The sequence below is a fragment of the Cellulomonas gelida genome, assembly GCF_006538725.1.
GTDB classification, from domain to species: domain Bacteria; phylum Actinomycetota; class Actinomycetes; order Actinomycetales; family Cellulomonadaceae; genus Cellulomonas; species Cellulomonas gelida.
Genome location: NZ_BJLQ01000003.1, coordinates 90,857 through 112,819, shown reverse-complemented (window position 1 = coordinate 112,819; position 21,963 = coordinate 90,857). Strand labels below are relative to the sequence as shown.

At 71.9% G+C, this 21,963-nt stretch carries 18 protein-coding genes; 12 read left to right on the top strand and 6 right to left on the bottom strand.

What is annotated here, in order from left to right; all coding sequences use genetic code 11:
* Nucleotides 1-100 precede the first annotated feature (100 nt).
* The 10 genes from CGE01nite_RS01975 to CGE01nite_RS01930 all read left to right on the top strand — a co-directional run bounded on the left by CGE01nite_RS01975 (nucleotide 101) and on the right by CGE01nite_RS01930 (nucleotide 10,332).
* Complete coding sequence (locus CGE01nite_RS01975) at nucleotides 101-1,132, top strand: TIGR03885 family FMN-dependent LLM class oxidoreductase (protein ID WP_141368662.1); 1,032 nt, start codon at nucleotides 101-103, stop codon at nucleotides 1,130-1,132.
* The gene (locus CGE01nite_RS01970) at nucleotides 1,129-2,832 is read left to right on the top strand and encodes an alpha-amylase family protein (RefSeq protein WP_141368660.1); all 1,704 of its coding nucleotides are present in this window, start codon (nucleotides 1,129-1,131) and stop codon (nucleotides 2,830-2,832) included. The genes CGE01nite_RS01975 and CGE01nite_RS01970 overlap by 4 nt, the downstream gene beginning before the upstream one ends.
* Before the next feature lie 65 nt (nucleotides 2,833-2,897).
* Nucleotides 2,898-3,905: a DUF2804 domain-containing protein gene (locus CGE01nite_RS01965; protein ID WP_229747457.1), complete on the top strand. Its 1,008-nt coding sequence runs from the start codon at nucleotides 2,898-2,900 to the stop codon at nucleotides 3,903-3,905.
* Between the two features lie 82 nt (nucleotides 3,906-3,987).
* The gene (locus CGE01nite_RS01960; protein ID WP_141368817.1) at nucleotides 3,988-4,572 is read left to right on the top strand and encodes a TetR/AcrR family transcriptional regulator; all 585 of its coding nucleotides are present in this window, start codon (nucleotides 3,988-3,990) and stop codon (nucleotides 4,570-4,572) included.
* A 64-nt stretch (nucleotides 4,573-4,636) separates the two neighbouring features.
* On the top strand, nucleotides 4,637-6,358 hold the full coding sequence (poxB, locus tag CGE01nite_RS01955) for a ubiquinone-dependent pyruvate dehydrogenase (RefSeq protein ID WP_141368658.1): 1,722 nt from the start codon (nucleotides 4,637-4,639) through the stop codon (nucleotides 6,356-6,358).
* Between the two features lie 460 nt (nucleotides 6,359-6,818).
* Entirely contained in the window at nucleotides 6,819-7,145 is a 327-nt protein-coding gene (locus CGE01nite_RS17520) for a TM2 domain-containing protein (protein ID WP_218022590.1), read from the top strand.
* Between the two features lie 265 nt (nucleotides 7,146-7,410).
* Nucleotides 7,411-8,058: a DUF6318 family protein gene (locus CGE01nite_RS01945; protein ID WP_141368656.1), complete on the top strand. Its 648-nt coding sequence runs from the start codon at nucleotides 7,411-7,413 to the stop codon at nucleotides 8,056-8,058.
* Nucleotides 8,059-8,099: 41 nt separating this feature from the next.
* A complete protein-coding gene (locus CGE01nite_RS01940; protein WP_141368654.1) occupies nucleotides 8,100-8,687 on the top strand; it encodes a hypothetical protein in 588 nt (195 codons plus the stop codon).
* Nucleotides 8,688-9,050: 363 nt separating this feature from the next.
* Nucleotides 9,051-9,479, top strand: coding sequence for an NAD(+)--rifampin ADP-ribosyltransferase (arr, locus tag CGE01nite_RS01935; protein ID WP_048343949.1), 429 nt, complete (start codon nucleotides 9,051-9,053; stop codon nucleotides 9,477-9,479).
* A gap of 124 nt (nucleotides 9,480-9,603) precedes the next feature.
* The gene (locus tag CGE01nite_RS01930) at nucleotides 9,604-10,332 is read left to right on the top strand and encodes a GNAT family N-acetyltransferase (protein ID WP_170210862.1); all 729 of its coding nucleotides are present in this window, start codon (nucleotides 9,604-9,606) and stop codon (nucleotides 10,330-10,332) included.
* Nucleotides 10,333-10,339: 7 nt separating this feature from the next.
* On the opposite strand, the gene CGE01nite_RS16830 is transcribed toward CGE01nite_RS01930, so the two are convergent.
* Nucleotides 10,340-10,513: a hypothetical protein gene (locus CGE01nite_RS16830; RefSeq protein ID WP_170210861.1), complete on the bottom strand. Its 174-nt coding sequence runs from the start codon at nucleotides 10,511-10,513 to the stop codon at nucleotides 10,340-10,342.
* Between CGE01nite_RS16830 and CGE01nite_RS17515 the strand changes: the two genes are divergently transcribed.
* A complete protein-coding gene (locus tag CGE01nite_RS17515; protein WP_141368652.1) occupies nucleotides 10,455-10,790 on the top strand; it encodes a response regulator transcription factor in 336 nt (111 codons plus the stop codon). The genes CGE01nite_RS16830 and CGE01nite_RS17515 overlap by 59 nt on opposite strands.
* A 42-nt stretch (nucleotides 10,791-10,832) precedes the next feature.
* Nucleotides 10,833-11,147, top strand: a complete 315-nt coding sequence (locus CGE01nite_RS01920; RefSeq protein ID WP_048343897.1) for a DUF5808 domain-containing protein — start codon at nucleotides 10,833-10,835, stop codon at nucleotides 11,145-11,147.
* Between the two features lie 15 nt (nucleotides 11,148-11,162).
* Here CGE01nite_RS01920 and CGE01nite_RS01915 read toward each other — a convergent pair whose 3' ends face one another.
* The 5 genes from CGE01nite_RS01915 to CGE01nite_RS01895 all read right to left on the bottom strand — a co-directional run bounded on the left by CGE01nite_RS01915 (nucleotide 11,163) and on the right by CGE01nite_RS01895 (nucleotide 21,767).
* A complete protein-coding gene (locus tag CGE01nite_RS01915) occupies nucleotides 11,163-11,639 on the bottom strand; it encodes a CoA-binding protein (RefSeq protein WP_141368650.1) in 477 nt (158 codons plus the stop codon).
* Nucleotides 11,640-11,729: 90 nt separating this feature from the next.
* Nucleotides 11,730-12,626 (bottom strand): SDR family oxidoreductase, encoded by an 897-nt coding sequence (locus CGE01nite_RS01910; RefSeq protein ID WP_141368648.1) that lies wholly within the window; start codon nucleotides 12,624-12,626, stop codon nucleotides 11,730-11,732.
* 108 nt (nucleotides 12,627-12,734) lie between these two features.
* Nucleotides 12,735-13,892: a methyltransferase gene (locus CGE01nite_RS01905; protein ID WP_174773402.1), complete on the bottom strand. Its 1,158-nt coding sequence runs from the start codon at nucleotides 13,890-13,892 to the stop codon at nucleotides 12,735-12,737.
* A 64-nt stretch (nucleotides 13,893-13,956) separates the two neighbouring features.
* Complete coding sequence (locus CGE01nite_RS01900; RefSeq protein WP_141368646.1) at nucleotides 13,957-16,785, bottom strand: sulfide/dihydroorotate dehydrogenase-like FAD/NAD-binding protein; 2,829 nt, start codon at nucleotides 16,783-16,785, stop codon at nucleotides 13,957-13,959.
* The gene (locus CGE01nite_RS01895; protein WP_218022587.1) at nucleotides 16,785-21,767 is read right to left on the bottom strand and encodes a 2-oxoacid:acceptor oxidoreductase family protein; all 4,983 of its coding nucleotides are present in this window, start codon (nucleotides 21,765-21,767) and stop codon (nucleotides 16,785-16,787) included. The genes CGE01nite_RS01900 and CGE01nite_RS01895 overlap by 1 nt, the downstream gene beginning before the upstream one ends.
* Nucleotides 21,768-21,963 lie beyond the last annotated feature (196 nt).

Sequence of the window (21,963 nt, the reverse complement as noted above, 5' to 3'; positions counted from 1 at the left end):
TGCGCCCTGCGCCACGACGACGCGAGCGGGCCGCGCGACCCCTCGGCCGCCTACCCGCTCGCCGCGCGCGATGCCCGCGCGCCGGGTAGGAAGGATCGCCATGACCACGATCGGGTTCCACCACTCGCACGAGCAGGTCCACCCTGCGGGCCTCCTCGCGGCGGCGCAGCGCGCGGCCGAGGTCGGCTTCGACGCGGGCATGTGCTCCGACCACTTCGCGCCGTGGAGCGCCGCGCAGGGGCACTCCGGGTTCGCGTGGTCGTGGCTCGGTGCGGCGCTCGCGACGACGAGCCTGCCGTTCGGCGTGGTCAACGCGCCGGGCCAGCGGTACCACCCGGCGATCGTCGCTCAGGCGGCCGCGACGCTCGCCGCGATGTTCCCGGGCAGGTTCTGGGTCGCGCTGGGCTCGGGCGAGAACGTCAACGAGCACATCACGGGCGACGGCTGGCCACCCAAGCACGTGCGCGACGCGCGCCTGCGCGAGTCCGTCGCGATCATCCGCGCGCTGCTCGCGGGCGAGGAGGTCACGCACGACGGCCTCGTGCGGGTCGACCGCGCCAAGCTGTGGACGTTGCCCGACGAGCCGCCCGCCCTGATCGGGCCCGCGGTGACCCCCGCGACCGCGGCCGCGCACGCCGACTGGGCCGACGGCCTGGTCACCGTCAACCAGCATCCCGACCGCCTGCGCGACGTGCTCGCCGCGTACCGCGACGCCGGCGGCCGCGGCACTGCCGCGCTCCAGGTCCACGTCGCGTGGGCACCCGATCCCGACGAGGCGATGGCGGTGGCCCGCGAGCAGTGGGGCGTGCAGGTGTTCGGCCCGCCCGTGGCGTGGGACCTGGACCTGCCCGAGTCGTTCGACTCGCTCGCCCCACATGTGTCCGACGAGGCCGTGCGTCGGGCGGTGCTCGTCGAGCACGACCCGTCGCGCCTGCGTGACCGGCTCGCGGCGCTCGTCGGCCTGGGCTTCGACGCGGTGTACGTCCACCAGGTGGCGACCGACCCCCGCGCGTCGGACGACAAGCACCCCAGCGCGGACCCGACGGCGACGCCGCGGTCCGCGACGCTCGACCGGTTCCTCGACATGGCGGGCGAGCACCTGCTGCCCGGGCTGCGGGAGGTGGCGGCATGAGGCTGCGCGAGACCAGTGACCTGTGGTGGAAGACGGCGGTCGTCTACTGCCTGGACGTGGAGACGTTCATGGACTGGGACGACGACGGCGTCGGGGACCTGCAGGGCCTCACGCAGCGCATCGACCACCTCGCGGACCTCGGCGTCACGTGCCTGTGGCTCATGCCCTTCTACCCGACGGCCGACCGCGACGACGGCTACGACATCACCGACTTCCTCGGTGTCGACCCCCGGCTGGGCGACGTCGGCGACCTGGTGCGCCTGATCCGCACCGCCCGGGACCGCGGCATCCGGGTCATCGCGGACCTCGTCGTAAACCACACGAGCGACCGGCACCCGTGGTTCCGCTCCGCGCGGCGCAGCAAGGACTCGCCCTACCGCGACTACTACGTATGGAGCGCGACGAAGCCGCCGGACACGAGCGACCAGGTGGTGTTCCCCGACCAGGAGACCGGCATCTGGACGCGCGACGACGCGACGGGCGAGTACTACCGCCACCGCTTCTACCGCCACCAGCCGGACCTGAACACCGCCAACCCGAAGGTGCGGGACGAGATCGCGAAGGTCGTCGGCTACTGGACCGAGCTCGGACTGTCGGGGTTCCGCGTCGACGCCGTGCCGTTCTTCCTCGCGGACACCGCCAAGGGCCCGGACGACGACCTCGAGGACCCCCACGACTACCTGCGCGACCTGCGGTCGTTCCTCACGAGGCGATCGGGTGACGCGGTCCTCATGGGCGAGGTGAACCTGCCGTACGACCAGCAGCGCCAGTTCTTCGGCGACGACGACGGCGACGGCACCTCCGACGGCACGGAGCTCACGCTGCAGTTCGACTTCGTCGGGATGCAACAGCTGTACCTGTCCCTCGCGCGGCACGACGCACGCCCGCTCGCCGCGACCCTCGCCGCGCGTCCGACGATCCCGCGGGATGCGCAGTGGGCGACGTTCGTGCGCAACCACGACGAGCTCACGCTCGACAAGCTGTCCGACGACGAGCGCGCTGAGGTCTTCGCCGCGTTCGGGCCCGACGAGGACATGCAGCTGTACGGGCGCGGTCTGCGCCGTCGCCTGCCGACCATGCTCGACGGCGACCCGCGCCACATCCGGATGGTCTACTCGCTGCTGTTCTCGCTGCCCGGCACCCCCGTGCTGTTCTACGGCGAGGAGATCGGCATGGGCGAGAACCTCGCGGCCGAGGGCCGCATGGCGGTGCGCACCCCGATGCAGTGGACCGCCGAGCGCAACGGCGGCTTCAGCCGGGCCGCACCGTCCCGCCTGCCCGGCCCGGTGGTCGAGGACGGCTACGGTCCCCGGCACGTCAACGTGGCCGCGCAGCGGCTCGACCCGGACTCGCTCCTGGCGTTCATGCGGCTCCTGGCCCGGCGCTACCGCGAGAGCCCCGAGCTGGGCTGGGCGCGCGAGGTGGAGATCCTCGACCAGCCGCACCACGCCGTGCTCGCGCACCGCTCGACCTGGGACGACGGCTCGATGGTCGCGCTGCACAACCTCGCCCCCGAGCCGGTCAGCGTTCCGCTCGAGCTGAGCGACTGCTCGAGCGAGGGTGCACCGGTCCGGCTCGTCGACCTGCTCCATCCCGGCGAGGCCGCGCTGGACGCGCGTGGCCGCACCACCCTGGAGCTGCCGGGCTACGGTTACCGCTGGCTACGCGTGGTGCACGCGACGGAACGCCGCCTGATCTGACCACCCTGGCACGGACACAGGCGCGCCCACCGTCCGGACGTTCGTCCGTCTGCGACGATCCCCGCGTGCTCATCGACGCGCAGGAGATCACGCTCCCCGTCCCGCTGCAGCTGCCCTCCGGACGGCTCAACCCCGACGCGGTGGGCTGGACCCGCACTCCCCTGCACGACACCGACCGCGTCGGCCGCTGGGCACGACGCTGGGGCCGGGCCAAGCGGTGGGAGTACTGGGCGGTCCTGACCCCCACGCACGTCGTCGGAGTGACGATCTCGTCGCTCGACTACGCGGGGCTCACGCAGCTGTGGGTGCTGGACCGCGGCACGGGCGAGGAGGTCGACACGGTCGCCATCGCACCCCTCGCGCTCGGCACCCGCCTGCCCGGCACGCTGGGTGACGGACCCGCGAGCGCCGCGACGCGCGCCGTCAAGGCAAGGTTCGACGACGACGAGCACGGCACGCGCCTGCGCGCCCGCACCGCCCGGGTGCGCCTCGGCGCGACCGCTGCGCTGCCCGCCGGCCACGAGCGCCTCGGCGTCGTCGTGCCGTGGGACTCGCGCACGTTCCAGTACACCGTGAAGGACGTCGCGCGGCCGGTTGTCGGGCGGCTCGAGGTCGACGGCCGGACGTTCGACGTGCCGCTCGGCTCGTTCGCGGTGCTCGACCACGGCCGCGGGTACTGGCCGCGTGAGCTGTCGTGGAACTGGGGCTTCGGCGCGGGCGTCGTCGACGGCCGCACGGTCGGGCTGCAGCTCGGCGGCCGGTGGACCGACGGGACCGGCTCGACCGAGAACGCGGTCGTCGTCGACGGGCGCCTGCACAAGCTCCGCGAGGACCTGACCTGGACCTGGACCGACGGGGGTTGGACCGACCCGTGGACTGTCCGCGGCGCGTGCGCCGACCTCACGTTCACGCCGTTCCACGACCGCGTCTCGCACACCGACCTGCGCGTCGTGCGCTCGTCCACCCATCAGTGCTTCGGCCACTGGTCCGGCTGGGTCACGCTCAACGACGGCACGCGGCTCGAGATCGAGGACCTCCTGGGCTCGGCGGAGGACGTCAACCAGCTCTGGTGAGCGGCACCGGCCGCATGCCCAGCCTGTGACCGGCGAGACACGGGACCGTGGCGCGAGCGGGGATATAGTGAACAGCGTGTCCATGAAATCGGAGGGCGCGCCGCGCGGGCGTCCGCGGTCGGTCGAGCGCCGGCAGGCGGTGCTCGACGCCGCCGCTGAGCTCGCGCTCGGCAGCGAGACCTTGCCGACGATGGACGCGATCGCCACGCGCGCGGGCGTCTCGCGGACGACGCTCTACAAGTGGTGGCCCTCGTCGGCCGCCGTCCTGCTCGAAGGACTGCTCGACCGCTTCCACGCGAGCATCGAGTTCGACGACGACCTCCCGGTGCGCACCGCACTCACCGCCCAGGTCGAGGCGCTCGTCCACCTGCTGCGCGATACCCCCGCCGGACGGCTCCTGCGCCAGCTGATGTCCGCGTCGATCACCGACGCGGCGACAGCGACCGCGCTGCTGGACCAGTGGATGGAACCCCGCCGTCACGCAGCGATCGGCCACCTCGAGCGCGGCATCGCCACCGGTGAGGTGCGCGCCGGAACCGACCCCGCGCTCGTCGTCGACGCGCTGTTCGCGCCCGCGTACCACAGGCTGATCTGGGGGCACGCCCCGCTCGACGACGACCTCGCCGAGCACGTGTGCGCCCTCGTCTGGCCCGCGATCACGACCTGACCTCGAGCTCCACCCGCGCGGCACACCCCGCCGCACCACCCCACCCACATCAGGGAGACCACGCATGACCACCGTCGCCAAGAACATGGTCGACACGCTCGTCGCCGCGGGCGTCAAGCGCGTCTACGGCATCCCCGGGGACTCGCTCAACGGGTTCACGGACTCGCTGCGCGGCTCCGGGATCGACTGGGTGCACGTGCGCCACGAGGAAGCAGCGGCGTTCGCCGCGGGCGCCGAGGCCGCACTGACCGGCGAGATCGCGGTCTGCGTGGGCTCGTGCGGACCGGGCAACCTGCACCTCATCAACGGCCTGTTCGACGCGCAGCGCTCGGGCGTGCCGGTGCTCGCGATCGCCGCGCACATCCCCACCTCCGAGATCGGCTCGGGCTACTTCCAGGAGACCCACCCGCAGGAGCTGTTCCGCGAGTGCTCGGTGTACGTCGAGTACGCGGCGTCCCCGGTCCAGATGCCGCGGGTCATGCAGAGCGCGATGCGGGCCGCGATCGAGCAGAAGGGCGTCGCCGTCGTCGTGATCCCCGGCGACGTCGCGCTCGCCGAGGCCGACGACGCCACCGTCACACCCATCCGCGCCACCAAGCCGCGGGTCGTGCCGTCCGACGACGAGCTCGCGGCGGCCGCCGGGCTCCTGAACGACGCGAAGCGCGTGACGATCCTCGCCGGTGCAGGTGTCGAGGGCGCGCACGCCGAGCTGCTCGCGCTCGCCGACACCCTCGGTGCGCCGATCGTGCACACGCTGCGGTCGAAGCAGTTCGTCGAGCACGACAACCCGTTCGACGTCGGCATGACCGGCCTGCTGGGGTTCGCGTCCGGGTACAAGGCCATGGAGTCGTGCGACACGCTGCTGATGCTGGGCACCGACTTCCCGTACCGCCCGTTCCTGCCCGAGAAGGCGAAGGTCATCCAGGTCGACATCCGCGGCGAGCGCCTCGGCCGCCGCACGCCGCTCGAGCTCGGGCTCGTCGGCGACGTCCGCGAGACCCTGCTGGGCCTGCTGCCGCGGCTGTCGCGCCAGTCCGACCGCTCGCACCTGGACGACGCGCTGGCGCACTACGCCAAGACCCGCACCAAGCTCGACGACCTCGCGACGCCGCGCAAGGGCTCGCAGCCGCTGCACCCGCAGTACGTCGCCAAGCTGATCGACGAGATCGCGTCCGACGACGCCGTGTTCATCCCGGACGTCGGCTCGCCGGTCATCTGGGCCGCTCGTTACCTGACGATGAACGGGCGTCGCAAGCTCATCGGCTCGTTCATCCACGGGTCGATGGCCAACGCGCTCCCCCAGGCCGCGGGCGCAGCGGCCGCGTTCCCGGGCCGTCAGGTGGTCGCGATGTCCGGCGACGGCGGCGTCGCGATGCTGCTCGGCGAGCTCCTGACGTTCACGCAGAACAAGCTGCCCGTCAAGATCGTCGTCTTCAACAACTCGTCGCTCAACTTCGTCGAGCTCGAGATGAAGGCCGCCGGCTTTGTCACCAGCGCGACCGACCTCGAGAACCCGTCGCTCGCCGCGATCGCCGAGGCCGCCGGGCTCAAGGCGTTCCGGGTCGAGAAGTCCTCGGACCTGCGCGGCGCGCTCGAGCAGGCGTTCGCGTACGACGGTCCGGCGTTCGTCGACGTGGTCACCGAGCGCCAGGAGCTGACCATCCCGCCGTCGGTCAAGCTCGACCAGGCCAAGGGCTTCGCGCTCTACGCGCTGCGCACGCTGCTGTCCGGTCGGGGCGACGAGCTGCTCGACCTGACCCGCGCCAACCTCCGCCAGGTCTTCTGACCTCGGGGCTCCGGCGCCCGTTCGGCGGGCCGCACGCGGCTGCCGAGGGTCGCTCGTCGTCCCGGTCCGCGACGAGCGACCTTCGGCAGCCGGGCGGCGACCGATTCCTCCCGGAAGCGGCCCGTCTGTCGGTGACGAGACCGGTCCCGGCACCCGTCACGCGAGACAGGTGCCGCGGTGACCTGCGGCTTCGGTACGCTACGCGCTCGCCCCGACGCTCGTGGCCCGGGGCCCCTCCCGACGAACAGGAGCCCGCGTGTCCTCGGAGTACCCCGGCGCACCGACGCCCGAGAACCAGCCGCAGCAGCCGACGCCGGGCACGCCGCCCGCCTACGGTGCCCCGCAGCCCCCGCAGTACCCCGCCGCACCCGCCTACGGGGCCCCGGCCTATGGCGCTCCCGCCTTCGGTGGACCGGGCGCGACCTACCCGGGCGCTCCCGTCGAGTCCGACAAGTCGTTCATCGCGACGTGGCTGCTGGCGTACTTCCTGGGCATCTTCGGGGTCGACCGCTTCTACCTGGGCAAGGTCGGCACCGGCCTGGCCAAGCTCTTCACGCTCGGCGGCTGCGGGATCTGGGCGCTCATCGACCTGATCCTGGTGCTCGCCGGGCAGCAGAAGGACAAGTACGGCCGACCCCTCGCGGGCTACGACCAGCACAAGAAGCTGGCATGGATCGTGACGGCTGTGCTCGTGGTCGCCTCGTCCATCGGCTCGGCGCTCAACCCGCCCGACTTCAGCCAGTTCTCGAGTGACGCGTCCGCGTCGGTGGTCCAGGTCCGCCACTGACGAGTTGCACCTACGTCCGGCTCGACGCCGGGCGGCACGACCGACGAGAGGGCCGGTTCCGCGACGTGCGGGACCGGCCCTCTCGTCGGTGGTGAGGGACACCCGGCGTCGACGACCGAGACGACCTGGGTGCGGTCGGTGCCCGAGGCCGTTCCGGGCTCCGCGTCAGGCATGGCGTGGCGACGGCGTCACCAGGTCCTCGAGGTTGTCCACAACCGGGAGCCGCCTCGCCCCCGAGGGTTCCGATTCGGGTAGTTTGCCCGGCATGCGTCATCACGGGGGCACCACACGCGCGCTCGCAGCCGCGGCAGTCGTCGGGATCGGCCTGGCGCTCGCGGCCTGCTCCGGGAGCGGGGGCGCGGGCCCGACCTCCCCGCCAGCCGTCACGGCGTCGTCGACCCCGCAGGTCACGGCCACACCGAGCCCGACCCCTGAGCCGTCGCCCACCCCGACCGCCGCACTGGCCGACGTCACCGTCGCCCCGACCCCGCCCGCCGCTCTCGACGGTCCCGCCACCGAGGAGAACGCAGCGGCCGTGGCCGAGTACTTCATGTCGCTCTTCCCGTACCTCTTCGCGACCGGCGACAGCGGGACATGGGAGGCGCTCTCTGGTCCGTCGTGCGGTTACTGCTCCGGCGTCGTCGACTCGATGCGAGCGGACCTCGCCAAGCAGCGGCATAGTGAAGGCGGCGCCATCGAGGTCCTTGAGAGCGGCGCCAGCACGTTCGACTCCGCGGACTTCGTCACATGGGTGACCTTCATCGAGCACCCGTCGCAAACCGTGGACCATGCCGGGCACGTCGTCGAGGACTTCCCAGACACGCGACACAGCCGCGCCACCCTGCTGCTCAAGTGGGACGGCACCGGCTGGCAGGTCAACGGCGTCGACCCGTCTCTGATCGAGGTCATGTAGCCATGCGTCATCCGGCCCGGCGCACCCTCGGGATCCTGGCAGTGTGTCTGGTTGCTCTGACGCTCGGGACCTCGACAGCGAGCGCCAAGACCGTCGACGTCGTTGCACCCGGCGACGACTCCCTTCACGCGCGAGCCTTCGCTGGCGCCCAGCGGGAGCAGGCGTGGCGTGCAGCCTCCGTCTCCGAGGCGGAGAGGCTGGACGAGTACAAGCGTGCGGCGCGGTGCGACGACGACACCGACGTCGAGGAGCCGGGGATCGACCAGCGGTGCTACGTCCCGCCCGGGATCGAGATCACAGGCCCGACGTGCGAGGACGGTCCGGCGATCGCTCCGCTGTGGTTCCGGTTCCGGGTCAGCCCTCAGGCGGCGTGGTCGGACTGGGAGATGCTCGTCGGCTGGTCGTGCCCCGAGCACCTGCTGCCACCGGTCAGCATCGAGGACCTCCGCGTGCTGCACATCGCACCGCCCGACGTCGCGGTGCAGCCAGCCGACGAGCTGCTCGTAAACAAGCCGGCGATCCTCCACACCCTCGCCGACGCGCAGGCGTTCGACACCGAGATCGCCGGGTTCGACGTCGAGATCGTCGCGGAACCCTTCGCCTGGGACTGGGGCGTTCGACGACGGTGAGCGGTTCTCCACCGACGTCCCCGGTGAGCCCTACCCGTCGTTCGAGGTCACCCACACGTTCGTCACCCCGGACCAGGGCAGCGTCGTCCGGCTGACGACGTCCTGGCGCGGCCGCTACCGAGTCGCGGCCGACCCGCTGCACAAGTGGCGCACGATCGACGGCAGAGCCACCACCGAGTCCAGCAGCGAGCCGTTCGACGTCATCGAGCTCCGGACCCGTCTCACCGACTGAGCGCACCCCGGACCCCGTCGGAGCCGCGCGATCACGGGCGGCGCGCGCACGACCCGATGGCGGCAGCGCGGGGAGCCGACCTACGCTGCGCGCAGACACACGTGAGCGACCGACGAGCGTGAGGGGTGGACGTGACGGAGACGGGCGCACCGGTCGAGGTGGACGATGCTGGGCCTTTCTTCCACGGCACCAAGGCCGACCTGCGGCCCGGCGACCTGCTCGAACCCGGGCGGAGCTCCAACTACGGCTCCCGGCGCACGGCGAGCTTCGTCTACCTCACGGCGACGATGGACGCCGCGATCTGGGGCGCCGAGCTCGCGCAGGGCGAGGGACGCGGACGGATCTACCGTGTCGAGCCCGTCGGTCGGATCGAGAACGACCCCAACCTCACCGACAAGCGGTTCCCCGGGAACCCGACTCGCTCGTACCGCACCCGCGAGCCGCTGCGCGTCGTCGCCGAGGTCACCCCGTGGCAGCCCCACCCGCCGGACGTGCTGCAGGCGATGCTCGACCACCTGCGGGCACTCGAGGACGAGGGCATCGAAGCCATCGACGAGTGACCCGCCGCCACGTCCGCGCCACCCACGTGCGGTCTCACTGCGCGGGAAGCTGGGCGATGGACCTTGCGCCGTCGCACCACGCGCCTAGCATCCGGCCGACGGTCCGACGAGGAGAGGAACCACCGTGGCAGCCGAGACCCTGGACGCCGTGCCGGCCGCGCCCGATCGAGCGGTCCACGTCCTGGACAACCCTGCGTGGCACTCGCTCACGGGCCGGCACGCGGCGTTGTCCGAGGGCAACGAGATCGCGCGGCGCTACCTGCCCGAGGTCTCGCCGTTCGCGGCCGTGCGCTCGTGGGACGACCCGGACGTGTGGGACGCGGTCCTCGACCTCGTCGGGCCGGGCCAGCTCTTCCCGGTCTCCGGGAGCGACCCGGCGCTGCCGCCCGGCTGGGAGGTCGTCGCACGTGGTGCGGGCGTGCAGCTCGTCGAGACCGACGCGCTCCGGCCACGACCCGACGACGAAGCCGTGCTCCTCGGCGCCGACGACGTGCCCGAGATGCTCGCGCTCGTCGAGCGGACGCAGCCCGGTCCGTTCGCACCGCGCACGCACGAGCTCGGTCGCTACGTCGGCCTGCGACGGGACGGACGACTCGTGGCGATGGCCGGCGAGCGTCTGCAGCCCGGCGGCTGGACCGAGATCTCCGCGGTCTGCACCGACGCCTCTTTCCAGCGCCAGGGCCTGGCCACGCGCCTCGTGCTCGACGTCGCGCACCACATCCACGAACGGGGCGACCGGGCGCTGCTGCACGCGGCCGAGGCGAACACGCGCGCGATCGCGATCTACGAACGGCTCGGCTTCCAGCTCCGGCGCCGCACGGTGTTCGGCACGGTGCGCACACCGTCGCGCTGACCGGGCGTCAGACCGCGCACTCGCAGACGAGGTTGTACTCGACGACCTGCTCGTCGGGCTGCGCCCACGCCTCGGCCTGCTCGCGGGACTCGAACGTCCGACCGGCGAGGCGTCCGTCGGCCATGAGCACGCTGAACTCGATCTGCTCGCGGGGGTCGGTCCACCCGAGCGTCTGCGACATCGTCGCTCCCTCCTCGTCGGGCTCCCTGGTCGAGCCCTCGTGCGCACCACCTGCGCTCACGTCCAGGTCAACCACACCCGGCTCCGATTCATGCCCCCTCACCCCGCAGGAGCAGGTCGCCCGCACACTGGGCGCCGGCCGTACGACGCGCGAGGCCGCCGCCGCGCCGTGCCTCAGCCCCACGACGATCGAGGACCACCTGCGCAACGTCTACGCGAAGCACGGCGTCCGCTCCCGCACGGACGTGGCAGCAGTAGCCCTGGCCGAGCGGGGCTGAGCGCTGGATGATGGCCGTGCAGACCGCGAGCGAGGAGTCCCGATGACCGCACGAGGCAAGGACAGCAAGCGGCAGGCCGGCGTCAAGGACGTCGTGCGAGCGATCGGCGTCGCTCTCGCCGTCGCGGCCGTCGTCAAGGAGCTGCGCAAGCCGAGCGACGAGCGCACGTGGCACGGTGTGGTCGCCGGCTTCGTGCCCTACGAGCTGCGCCCGCCCACCATCGCGCGCTTCCGCGAGCGCCTCTGGGACCCCGACGCCGAGCACGTCCTCGGCCCGCGGGTCTTCGGGGTCGGCTGGACGCTCAACCTCGGCCGCGTCTACGCGCTGGTCCGCCAGGCCGCGTCGTCGTCCGACTGACCCGCGCGTCCGCCCTCATACCTCGCGCGGGACCCGGCCCGTCAGCGTGAAGAGCCGGCACATCACGCGGTGACTGCGGTCCGATGGGCGCCCGAACATGAGCGGGCAACCGCCGTCGATCACGGTCAGACCGTTCTCGCGGCCGAGCCGGGTGGCGTCGTCGTCGACGCTGCCCTTGTCCACCGACCGGTGCATCCACACCTGCGTGATGCCGAGGTCGATCGCCTCCTGCACGGTCGCCCCCGCGTGCTGCGGGCTCGTCGCGACCACGACCGCCTCGACACCACCCGGGATCGCCGCGAGGTTCGCGTAAGCGGGGTCGCCCTCGACGGATTCGGCGTGGGGGTTGACCGCGAACACCTCGTAGCCCACGTCCCGCAGGCGGGTGTAGACGACGTTCGCGCCGTGACTCCCTGGCGTGCGCGAGACCCCCGTGACCGCGATCCTGCGCGAGTCGAGGAACGTTGCTGCCGCTTCCTTGGTGCTGGTCATGATCCGCTCCACATCGAGTCGTCATCACGACGCTAGTGACGCGGCCCCGGCGCCGAGAGGGACCAAAGGACCGACCGACGCGGCGGGACGTCAGGGCACGTTCGCGCCCCCGTTGACGTTGATGACCTCGCCGACGACGAAGCTCGACTCGGGCGAGGCGAGGAACACGTACGCCGGCGCCTGCTCGACGGGCTGGCTCGTGCGACCGAGCCAGGACGACTCGCCGAAGCCGTCGAGCTTCTCGCTCGGCTGCCCGTCCGAGACCTGCAGCGGCGTCCAGACCGGGCCGGGCGCGACCGCGTTCACGCGGATGCCGCGCGGAGCCAGGTCGGCCGCGAGCGCCTTGGTGAAGCCGATGATCGCGAACTTGGTCGACGCGTAGTTGATGATCATCGGCGACGGGTTGTACCCCTGCACCGACGTGCTGTTGATGATCGTCGCCCCGGGGCCCAGGTGCGGCAGCGCGTCGCGCGTGATCCAGAACATCGCGTACAGGTTCGTCTGAATGGTGCGGTCGAGATCGGCCTCGTCGAGCTCGTCGAACGTCTGGTGGTACACCTGGTGCGCCGCGTTGTTCACCAGGATGTCCAGCCCGCCGAGCCCCGCGACCGCGTCGGCGACGAGGGTGCGGCAGAACTCGCGGTCGCGGATGTCGCCGGGCAGCAGGACGACCGTGCGGCCGGCCGCGCGCACGTGCTCTGCGATCGCCTCGGCGTCGACCTGCTCCTCGGGCAGGTAGCTCAGCGCGACGTCAGCGCCCTCGCGCGCGAACGCGATGGCCACGGCGGCGCCGATCCCCGAGTCGCCGCCGGTGATGAGCGCCTTGCGCCCGGGCAGCCGACCCGTGCCGCGGTACGAGGTCTCGCCGTGGTCGGCCTTCGGGTCGAGCTTCGCGTCGAGGCCCGGCAGCGGCTGCCACGAGGCGTGCGGCTTGATGTGCGAGTGCCGCTCGACCGGGTTGTCGAACGTGAGCTGATCCGACGCCATCGTCATCTCCTTCGCGGAAGCGGGCAGAGGCCCGGTGCACCCGGGCTCCTGCCCGAGACGATAACGACGATCGCGCCGACGTGGCCTCCGTGCCCGCGCCGTGCGGCGTCAGCGAGCAGCGCGTGTGGAGGCCGTCACGGTGAACTTCGGGTCGCGGGCGACCTGCCGGGTGGGCCCGACGACGCGCTCGAGGGTCGACCGGTAGCGCAGGTGCGAGTTCCACACCGCCCACAGCTCCCCGCCCGGGCGCAGCACCCGCGCGGCCTCGGCGAACATGGCGTGCGCGGCTCCGGCGTGCACCGCGGCGCCGACGTGGAACGGCGGGTTCAGCACGACGAGGTCGACGCTGGCATCCGGCACCCCGTCCGCGCCGTCTGCGCGCACGACGGCGATGCGATCCTGCAGACCGTTCGCCGTGACAGTCGCGCGAGCGGAGGCGACCGCGGCGGCCGACTCGTCGGTCGCCGTGACGGTGAGCCCGTCGTTCGCCTTCGCCAGGAGGACAGCCAGTACCCCGGTCCCGCAGCCGAGGTCGAGCGCCGACGTCGCGTCCATGGGCATCGCGTCGACGCGCTGGAGCAGCGCGCGCGTACCGATGTCGATCCCCGACCCGGCGAAGACGCCTCCGTGGGCGCAGACCGTCACGCCCAGGTCCGGGTGATCCTCGCTCCGAGGCCACGTCGATGCCGGCCGCTCGTCGGCGGGACGCGGCCGTGAGGCGACCAGCACGCGTGACTTCTGCCGGGCCAGACTCGCCTGCACGTCGCCGAGGTGCCGCCGCAGGACGTCGTTCATCGCCGTCGTCATGTGCTTGACGCGCCCACCCGCGACGACCAGCACCTCGGGGTCGGCGTGCGCGGCGACCAGCCCGGCGATCTCGTCGAGCGCGTCCAGCGAGCGTGGGAGCTGGAGCAGGACGAGCCGCGCCCCGTCGACGAGCTCAGGCGTCAGCTCCAGCTGGGTGAAGCCGCCGACTCCCAGCCGTGCGGCGTTCGCGCGCAGCGCCCGCTCGCCCAGGAGCCGGTCCTGGTGCGTGCGGACCCCGGCCAGCCCGTGCCGTGCGATCGCGCCGAGAGTCAGCGCGCCGTGGTGGTCGCCGATCACGACGACGTGCGCCCCGTTCTCGGCGTCCAGCGCCGACGACGCCTCGTCGAGGATCAGCCGGTCGCTCGCATCGACCGCGTGCAGGTTCAGCGCCTCGACATCGGGGTGACGCCGCAGCTGAGCGAGCAGATCGGTCTCGTCGTTCCCAGCGGCCTCATCCACGCCCCGAGGCTAGCTCCTCGGGTGCGCACGGCAGGACGCGAGGCGGTCGTGCGGGCCGGGCCACCTACAGGCCGTGTCGCGTCCGAGCCTCCTGCTCCTGAGCGTGGAACAGCCCGAACCGGGGCAAGAACTTGTCCCAGTCGATGAGGTGCGAGTCGATCTCGGGTCCGTCGATGCACGCGTGCTTGCGGACCAGCTTTCCGTCGATCACCACGGGCACCATGCACGCACCGCACATGCCCGTCGCGTCGACCATGATCGAGTTGAGCGACGCGACCGTGCGCACGCCGTACGGCTGGGTGAGGTCCGAGACGCCCCGCATCATCATCGGCGGGCCGATGGTGACGACCTCGGCGATCTTCCGACCGGCCTCGAGCATCTCCCCGAGGGGCCTGGTGACGAAGCCCTCGACGCCGTACGAGCCGTCGTTGGTCGCGTAGACCACCTCGAGGCGGTCGCCGAACTCGGCCTGCAGGGCGGCGACCCGCTCACCGTCCGCCGTCCAGAACATGAGGTCCTTGGTGCGGAAGCCGGCGATGAGCGTGACGTGGTTCCCGAGCCGCAGGTGCTCGCGCATGATCGGGTACACCGGCGGCAGGCCGAGGCCGCCGGCGGTGAACACGACGGTCTCGTCGTCCGGGTACCGGTGCACGTCCGACGGTCGACCGAGTGGGCCGGCGATGCCGGCGAGGACGTCGCCGGGCTGCATCGCGTTCATCTCGATCGAGCTGACGCCCATCGCCTGGACGACGAGGCAGACCGTGCCTGCCTCCGCGTCCCAGTCCGCCAGCGTGAGCGGGATGAGCTCGCCGCCCAGCCGCGGGAACACGCGGACGAACTGACCCGCCTGCGCCGACCGCGCGATGACCGGCGCCCGGACGACGAGCTCCTCGATGCCGGGCGACAGGTTCCGCTTGGCGAGGATCACGGCGTCCGAGGCCGCCATGTCGGTGTAGCCGTGGGCGGCCTCGACCATGCGCGTGACCTCGGCGTGCGGCACGTCGACGTCGCCGATGATCTCGCGCGCGGCGGCCTGGCCGTCGCCGGCCGCGTTGATCGCGGTGGACCCGCCGCGGGTCGCGTCGCCGCCGGAGTACACGCCCTCGAGCGTGGTCTGCTGCGTGCCGTCCGCGGCCAGGTTGATCGTCCCCCACCGGGAGACGTCGATGCGCGGCTCGGAGTCCTTGATGATCGGGTTCGACGAGTTGCCGAGCGCCATGATCACCAGGTCGGCCTCGACCTGCTCGGTCCTGCCCGTCGACAGCGGGCGTCGACGGCCGGACGCGTCGGGCTCGCCGAGCTCCATGACGTCGAGCGTCGCCGCCTTGACGAACCCGGTGCTGCCGTCGGCGAGGAACTCCGACGGCGACCGCAGCGGCAGCAGCGCGATGCCCTCCTCGAGCGCGTGCTCGAGCTCCTCGACGCGAGCCGGCATCTCGGCGCGGGTACGCCGGTAGACGATCGTCACGTGTCCGCCGAGGCGCCGGGACGTGCGGGCCGCGTCCATCGCGGTGTTGCCGCCGCCGATGACCAGCACGTTCTTGCCCCGCACGAACGGCAGCGGTGTCTCGGTGCTCTCCCAGTCGGCGTGCATGAGGTTGACGCGCGTGAGGAACTCGTTCGCCGACATGACGTTGAGCAGGTGCTCGCCGGGCACGTTCATGAACATCGGCAGGCCCGCGCCGGTGCCGACGAAGATCTTCCAGAAGCCCGCGTCGCGCAGGTCCTGCAGCGAGGCGGTCTTGCCCACGACGAAGTTCGTGACGAAGCGGCCGCCGAGCAGGCGGATCTTGCGCACGACGTCGTCGATCAGCTCGTTCGGCAGGCGGAACTCGGGGATGCCGTAGCGGAGCACGCCACCCAGCTCGTGGAACGCCTCGAACACGGTGACCGGGAAGCCCTCGGCGGCCAGCAGGTACGCGTTGATGAGCCCGGACGGGCCGGACCCGACGATCGCCACGGGCGGCTTGGCCGCCATGGTCCACGGGTTCGGGAACGAGGCGAACCGCGCCGCGTCCGCGCCCGGGTGGGCGAGCTTGTCACGCTCCGGCAGGAACCACTCGAGCTGGCCGATCTGCATCGACGTCTTGTGCAGGCACGCCGCCTGGCACTGGAGCTCCTGCGGGCACACGCGCCCGGTGACGTTCGGCAGCGGGTTGCACGAGTGCAGCAGCTCGAGGGCCTCGGTGAACCGCCCCGTGCCGAGGAGCTCCATCATCGTGGGGATGTGGATCTTCACCGGGCAGCCGAACTTCGGCGGCTGGTGCGCCTCGAGGAACACGCCGAGCTCGCACGGAGCGTCGGAGCACTGCTTGTCCCGGATCGCCTCGAGCCAGACGAGCAGCTCGACCTCCCGCCGGGTGTAGCCGAGGTCCATGTAGCCGAGGTAGCCCTTGTTGACCAGGCCGAAGTCCTCGGCGCGATCGTCGGCGTCGCGGACGTACGGGGGGATCGTGCTGCCGGCCGGCCAGTCGGTCGCGAGGCCCTTGACCATCGGGTAGCGGTCGGACAGGTGCGCGTCGACCGCCTTGACGAACAGACGCTTCTTGCCGAGCGGCAGGTCCCAGACGAACCGCATGAGCAGCGTCGAGACGTCGTCGTCCCGCAGGAGCATGTCCCACAGGCGCAGGACGAAGTCCCGGCCGAGCTCGGGCTGCCGGAACTCCCAGGCCACCGCCGCCATGCCGTCGGCGATGAACAGGTCGCGGAAGGCGCGGGGGTCGGCGACGAGCCGACGCTCGAGCAGGTCGAGCTGGTGGCGGAAGGTCGCGACCCCGGGTGTCGCGTCGAGAGCCTCGACCTCCTCGCGCGTCGCGTCGAGCGCGGTGCGCGCCCCGACCCAGCGCAGGACGTCGTCCTGGCTGGACCGCGGCGGCGTGTCGGTGGCGCTCATCAGTGGATGATCTCCGCGTCGCAGGTGGCCTTGACCCGGGCGATGCGCTTGGCCATGTCCGGGGTGACCTCAAGGCCGTCGAGCGCGCTCTCCTTCAGACGGCCGACGACACGCGCCTCGCCGTCGATGACGACCGTCGCCTTCTCGAACAGCGCCGGGAGCTCCTGGTAGCAGGTGCCGCAGTCGTTGCACAGGTGCTGGTCGGCCGGGTCGAGCCAGACGGGCCGGTCCGCGAGCGCCGTCGCCGCGGCCGCTGGGGGCGCCGCGGCCGGAGCAGCCGCTGCGCCGCTGAACGAGAACGTCGGCGGGCTCGCCGGGGCGGCCGACGACGACGCGAGCTCGGCCATCGCCGCGGCGATCTCGTCGAGCGAGGTCTCGCGGGCCGTGGACGCCGCCTCGTACTTGGCGGTGAGGTCGGCGAGCTGCGCCCTGTGCTCCGCGGACAGCCGCGCCTCGCCGAAGCCGGCGAGGTACTGCAGCGTCTGCCAGTGGTGCTTGCGGTCCTCGACGAGCGCGACGATGGCCGACGAGCACGCGACCTTGATCAGGTGCTTGCCCGCGTCCGTCGCGTGGACGAACGGCACCTTGCCGGCCCGCTCGTCGTCGGACAGCTCGACGAACTCGGCGATCGGGACCAGGTGCGCGTCGTCGTCGTCCGCGACCTTCGTGAACTGCTTGGCGAAGCGCACCTCGCCGAGCGCGAACTCGGCCGGCGTCAGCGGTGCCTGCAGCAGCTGCAGGTTCCCGCTCTCGTCGACGTACTCGAGGGTCGAGGTGCTCCACAGCGCGTCGACGTCCGGGTTGCCGTCCAGGCTGAACCGCTCCGGCAGCGTGCCACCCCGGCGCGGGTCGTGCACGAACAGCGGGCTGACCCGGCTCTCGACCGCGAGCCGCGAGCGGCGGTTCGACAGGTCCTCGGCGATCCCGTTCTCCGTGCCGCACGGGGCATAGATCTCCATGACCGCCGCACCCTCGTCGAACTCGAGCATGCTCATCGCCGCGGCGAGGAAGTGCCCGTGCAGCGCCGTGGCGGTGGTGGCGACGAAGACGTTCGGGTGGAACGCCGCGATGACGCCGATCTCCTTGCGCACCTCGCGCTTGCCCGCGTGGGCCTTGCCGTAGCGCGCCAGGTCGGCGTCCTGGCCGGTGAGCGACGCCGTCGAGGCCTGGCCTCCGGTGTTGGAGTAGCCGCCGGTGTCCAGCACGAGTGCCTTGATCGGCGTGCCGCTGGTCAGCACGCGCGACATGGCGCCGAAGCCGATGTCGTAGGACGCGCCGTCGCCGCCGATCGTCAGGACGTTCGGAAGCAGCGCGCGCTCTTGTGCCGTGAGCTCGTGCCACGTCAGCGTCGCGCCGGCCTTGCCGTGGACTGCGGGGTCGTAGGCGTCGGCCAGCTCGAGCGCGGCGTCGCGCAGGGCGCGGACCTCCGGGACGAGCTGCGAGGCGAGACCTTCGTAGATGCCGACGGCCAAGGGCTGCGCATCCTGGAACAGGCTGTTGACCCACGGGTCGAGGTACGGCTGGAAGGGCATCGTCGAGGCGTAGACCGACGAGCACCCGGTCGAGTTCGCGATCACCGTCGAGGCAGGGCCGGTGCCGGTGGGGCCGCCCTCGTAGAGGTACAGCGCCTTGTCGAGGGCGCCGATGAGCGAGCCGAGGTGCTCGCGACGGTCCGCGTCCTCGACGGTGGCGAGCTTGGCGGCCAGCTGCTCGATCGTGCCTTCGAGCTCGGCGACGTGCGTCCGCTTGCGCTCCTCGCCCAGTGCCCGGGACAGCGCGGTCATCAGGCGGATCGCGGTGACCTCGCCGCACCCGCGGCAGCCGCCGTGCCCGCCGACCATGGCGTAGTAGTTCGCGTGGTCGAGCACGATCCGCTTGACGTCGCCGTCCGGCGTCGCGGCGTCGGCGACGAACCGCTTCGGCGTGCTGGGCAGCGCCGCCATGGTCTCGAACCGCTGCTCGAGCAGGTCGACGAGGCTGGCGTCCTGCTCGGCGGCGACCAGTGCGTGCGGGCCGCACACGTCGACGCACTGCAGGCAGCCGGTGCACTTCCACGGGTCGACGACCGCGGAGAACAGCGCACCGGTGCCCGGGGTCTCCTTCTCCATCGAGTCGAAGAACGGACGCGTCCGCGCGACCGGGAAGGCCGCGAGCGCTTCGACGACGGCGGTCGCGTGCCGCGCGAGCGCACGCTGGCCGGTGTCCGGGACCGTGGCGGCGGCCACCGCGGCGAGCGACGTCGCGCCGCCGTCCGCCCGCAGGCCCTCGCGGATCTGCTCGGACCAGACGTAGGCCACCGCGCGCAGGGACTCGCGCTGCGGCTCGGGGGCGTCCAGGCCGTCGATGGCCGCGCGCACGAGGTCGTGGATCTCGTGCAGGGTGTTCGGGATCGCCGCGTCGGGGCAGGCGATGCCGCACTCGAGGCAGCCGGTGCAGGCGGTCGGGTCGAACACCGGCACGGTGCGCCGGAAGATGCCCTTGTCCTTGTGCAGGCCCGTGCCGACCGGCATGAACAGCCCGGCGCCGGGGAGCACGGGCGACTCCCCCACGGTGCCCTCGCGGAACGGGCGCGCGGCGAGGTCCTCGTAGTAGGCGGGGTCGAAGAGCGCGGTCGCGCGCGGCTCCGCCGCGACCGGGCACATCGACGCCGAGAGCGCCACGGACCGGGCACGCACGGCGGCCGGCTCGGCGTCGACCGCCACGAGCTCGTCGGTGTCGTAGTCGATCGGGTGGACCGCCGCGATCGCGTCGGTGATCACCGCCATGTTGGAGCTGACGATCGCGTCGCCCTTGCGACCGAACTTCTTCGTCAGCTCGTGGCGCACCTTCTCGAGGATCTCGTCGCGCGTGGCGCCCTGGGAGACCCGGTCGACCCAGCCGACGACGGCGCCGATGAACGCGATGCCCATCATGCGGGTCTCGAGCTCGGGCGTCGGGGCGTGCTTCTTCGCGACGCTGAAGGCGTCCATGACCAGGAGCGCGATCTCCTTCTCGCGGATCGTCCGCCGCGCGTGCGCGGGCAGGCTGCGCCACACGTCGATCGGCGCCAGGTCGGACTGCATGATGAACGTCCCGCCCACCGCCAGTCCCTTGAGCGGGTTGGTGTGGATGAACGCCTTGTGGTCCGGGGAGACGACGACCTCGACGTCCTCGAGCTCGGCATTCGTGAGCAGCACCGGCTCCGGCGACAGGGTGATGTAGAAGTTCGTCGCCGCACCGCTCTTCTCCGAGCCGTACTTGGGCGCCGACTTGGAGTACATGCCGAGCACCCCGGCGAGGATGTCGGTCAGGAGCTTGCCGGTGGCGATGGTGCCGTAGCCGCCGACCGAGTGGAACCGGATGCGCAGCGCCTCGTCGGGCAGGACCTGCGGGTTCGGCTCCGTGACGAGCGCCATGAGCTCGGTCTCCGGGTACGCGGCGCGCAGCTTCTCCTGGATCCCGGCGAGCTCGCCGGACGGGGTGTCGCTGAAGAACTGCGAGCCGATGTAGACCAGCGGCGAGCCGGTCGGCGACACCATGTTCTTGAAGGCGGCCACCAGATGCCGCGGCTGGACGTCGTGCCCGCCGAGGCCGAAGATCGCCGTCGTCAGGCGAGGGGTCGCGGTCAGCGCCGGGATGCCGGGGAACTCGTCCGGGTGGGACGCGTTCGACCGCGCACGGAACAGCGCCTGCGTGACGAGGCGAGTCAGCGCGGTGTCGTCGGACCGTTCGAGGACCGTGACGGACTTCGCGCTTGCGAGCGCGGCAACCAGCTCGGCCTCCGGGAACGGCTGCAGCAGCTTGACCGAGACGACGCCGACCTTGAGCCCCTGCGACCGCAGGTACGGCAGGACGGCGCGCACGTCGTCGGTGATCGAGCCGAGCCCGACCATGACGTAGTCGGCGTCCTCGCAGTCGTACGCCATGACCGGGGAGTACTCACGGCCGGTCAGCTCGCCGTACTCCGCCATCGCCTGACGGGCCAGCGACGGCACCGAGGAGACGAAGTGCGTGCGGTGGTCCACCGCGCCGGCCTGGAAGTCTGGCTGGTTCTGCACCGGGCCCGTGAGCCCCGGGTTGTGCGGGTCGACGAGGGCCGGCACGAGCTGGCGCGTGCCCTGAGGCCACGCGTTCACCCAGGCCCGGCGCCACTGCGCCTGCAGGTCGTCAGGCACCCAGACCGCGGTCTCGCCGACGAGGTCGCCGGCGTCGTCGGCCTCGACCTTGTCCGCGATCGCCGCCAGGTGGGCCCGCAGCGCCGACAGGTCGTCGGCCGCGAAGTCCACCACGTGCCGGTCGAGGTACTGGTTCAGCTGGAACACGCGTCCCTTGGCGCCGAACAGGATCTCCTGCGCGACAGTCGGTGCGGGGATCCGCCCGGCGGGGTCGCCCAGGTACTCCCGCAGGAGGTCCGGCTCGGGCAGCAGCACCTCGCTCATGACGTGGCTCGTGGCGAAGCCGTCGAACGTGTTCGCGACCGGGATCAGCGAGAGCGACGACGTCCGGTACGCGATCGCCGCGAGGTCGGCCGCCTCCTGCGGGTTGGACCCGAACAGGACCGTGTAGCCGGCCGGGAGCAGCGCGTAGATGTCGTCGTGCCCGGCCATCACGTTGAGCGAGTGCTTGCTCACCACGCGCGCGGCGACCTGCAGCACGAAGCCACCGATCTTCTTGCCCACGGTCACGTAGTGCGACTCGAGCGCGTAGAGGATGCCCTGGCTCGACGAGGCGTTGGAGATGAAGTTCCCGCCCGTGAGGGCCGCGCCCAACGCACCGCTCTGCGCCGAGTGCTCACCCTCGGCCTCGACGAAGAACGGATGCTTGCCCCAGACGTTGAGCTGGCCCTCGGCCCGGGCCGCCTCGAACGTCTCGGAGATCTCTGTCGAGGGCGTGATCGGGTAGCCGATCACCCCGCCGCACACGTGCTTCATCACGTGGGCAACGGCGCCGTTCCCGTTGATGACGTCCGGGATGCCCGGGTACTTCGGCTGGTCAGCAGTCACTGTGCGCGTCCGGGTGCGAGTCGTGGACTGGACCGTGCGGACGGGCTCCGGGACGGCCACGATCTACGGCGCCGATGACGTCGTCGCAGGTCGGACGGCTGGCGAGGGGCTTCGTTGCTTCCTCACAGGCCCAACTGGGTCACTCGCATCGTAAGTTCGCGGCGCGCGCCGATGAGGGGACTGAAGTCCCCCCGGG

What these genes read in the sequence shown, in the direction of transcription:
- CGE01nite_RS01975 (WP_141368662.1), top strand. Translation starts at nt 101, where the DNA reads ATGACCACGATCGGGTTCCACCACTCGCACGAGCAGGTCCACCCTGCG.
- CGE01nite_RS01970 (WP_141368660.1), top strand. Translation starts at nt 1,129, where the DNA reads ATGAGGCTGCGCGAGACCAGTGACCTGTGGTGGAAGACGGCGGTCGTC.
- CGE01nite_RS01960 (WP_141368817.1), top strand. Translation starts at nt 3,988, where the DNA reads ATGAAATCGGAGGGCGCGCCGCGCGGGCGTCCGCGGTCGGTCGAGCGC.
- poxB (WP_141368658.1), top strand. Translation starts at nt 4,637, where the DNA reads ATGACCACCGTCGCCAAGAACATGGTCGACACGCTCGTCGCCGCGGGC.
- CGE01nite_RS01945 (WP_141368656.1), top strand. Translation starts at nt 7,411, where the DNA reads ATGCGTCATCACGGGGGCACCACACGCGCGCTCGCAGCCGCGGCAGTC.
- CGE01nite_RS17515 (WP_141368652.1), top strand. Translation starts at nt 10,455, where the DNA reads ATGAGCACGCTGAACTCGATCTGCTCGCGGGGGTCGGTCCACCCGAGC.
- CGE01nite_RS16830 (WP_170210861.1), bottom strand. Translation starts at nt 10,513, where the DNA reads ATGTCGCAGACGCTCGGGTGGACCGACCCCCGCGAGCAGATCGAGTTC.
- CGE01nite_RS01920 (WP_048343897.1), top strand. Translation starts at nt 10,833, where the DNA reads ATGACCGCACGAGGCAAGGACAGCAAGCGGCAGGCCGGCGTCAAGGAC.
- CGE01nite_RS01915 (WP_141368650.1), bottom strand. Translation starts at nt 11,639, where the DNA reads ATGACCAGCACCAAGGAAGCGGCAGCAACGTTCCTCGACTCGCGCAGG.
- CGE01nite_RS01910 (WP_141368648.1), bottom strand. Translation starts at nt 12,626, where the DNA reads ATGGCGTCGGATCAGCTCACGTTCGACAACCCGGTCGAGCGGCACTCG.
- CGE01nite_RS01900 (WP_141368646.1), bottom strand. Translation starts at nt 16,785, where the DNA reads ATGAGCGCCACCGACACGCCGCCGCGGTCCAGCCAGGACGACGTCCTG.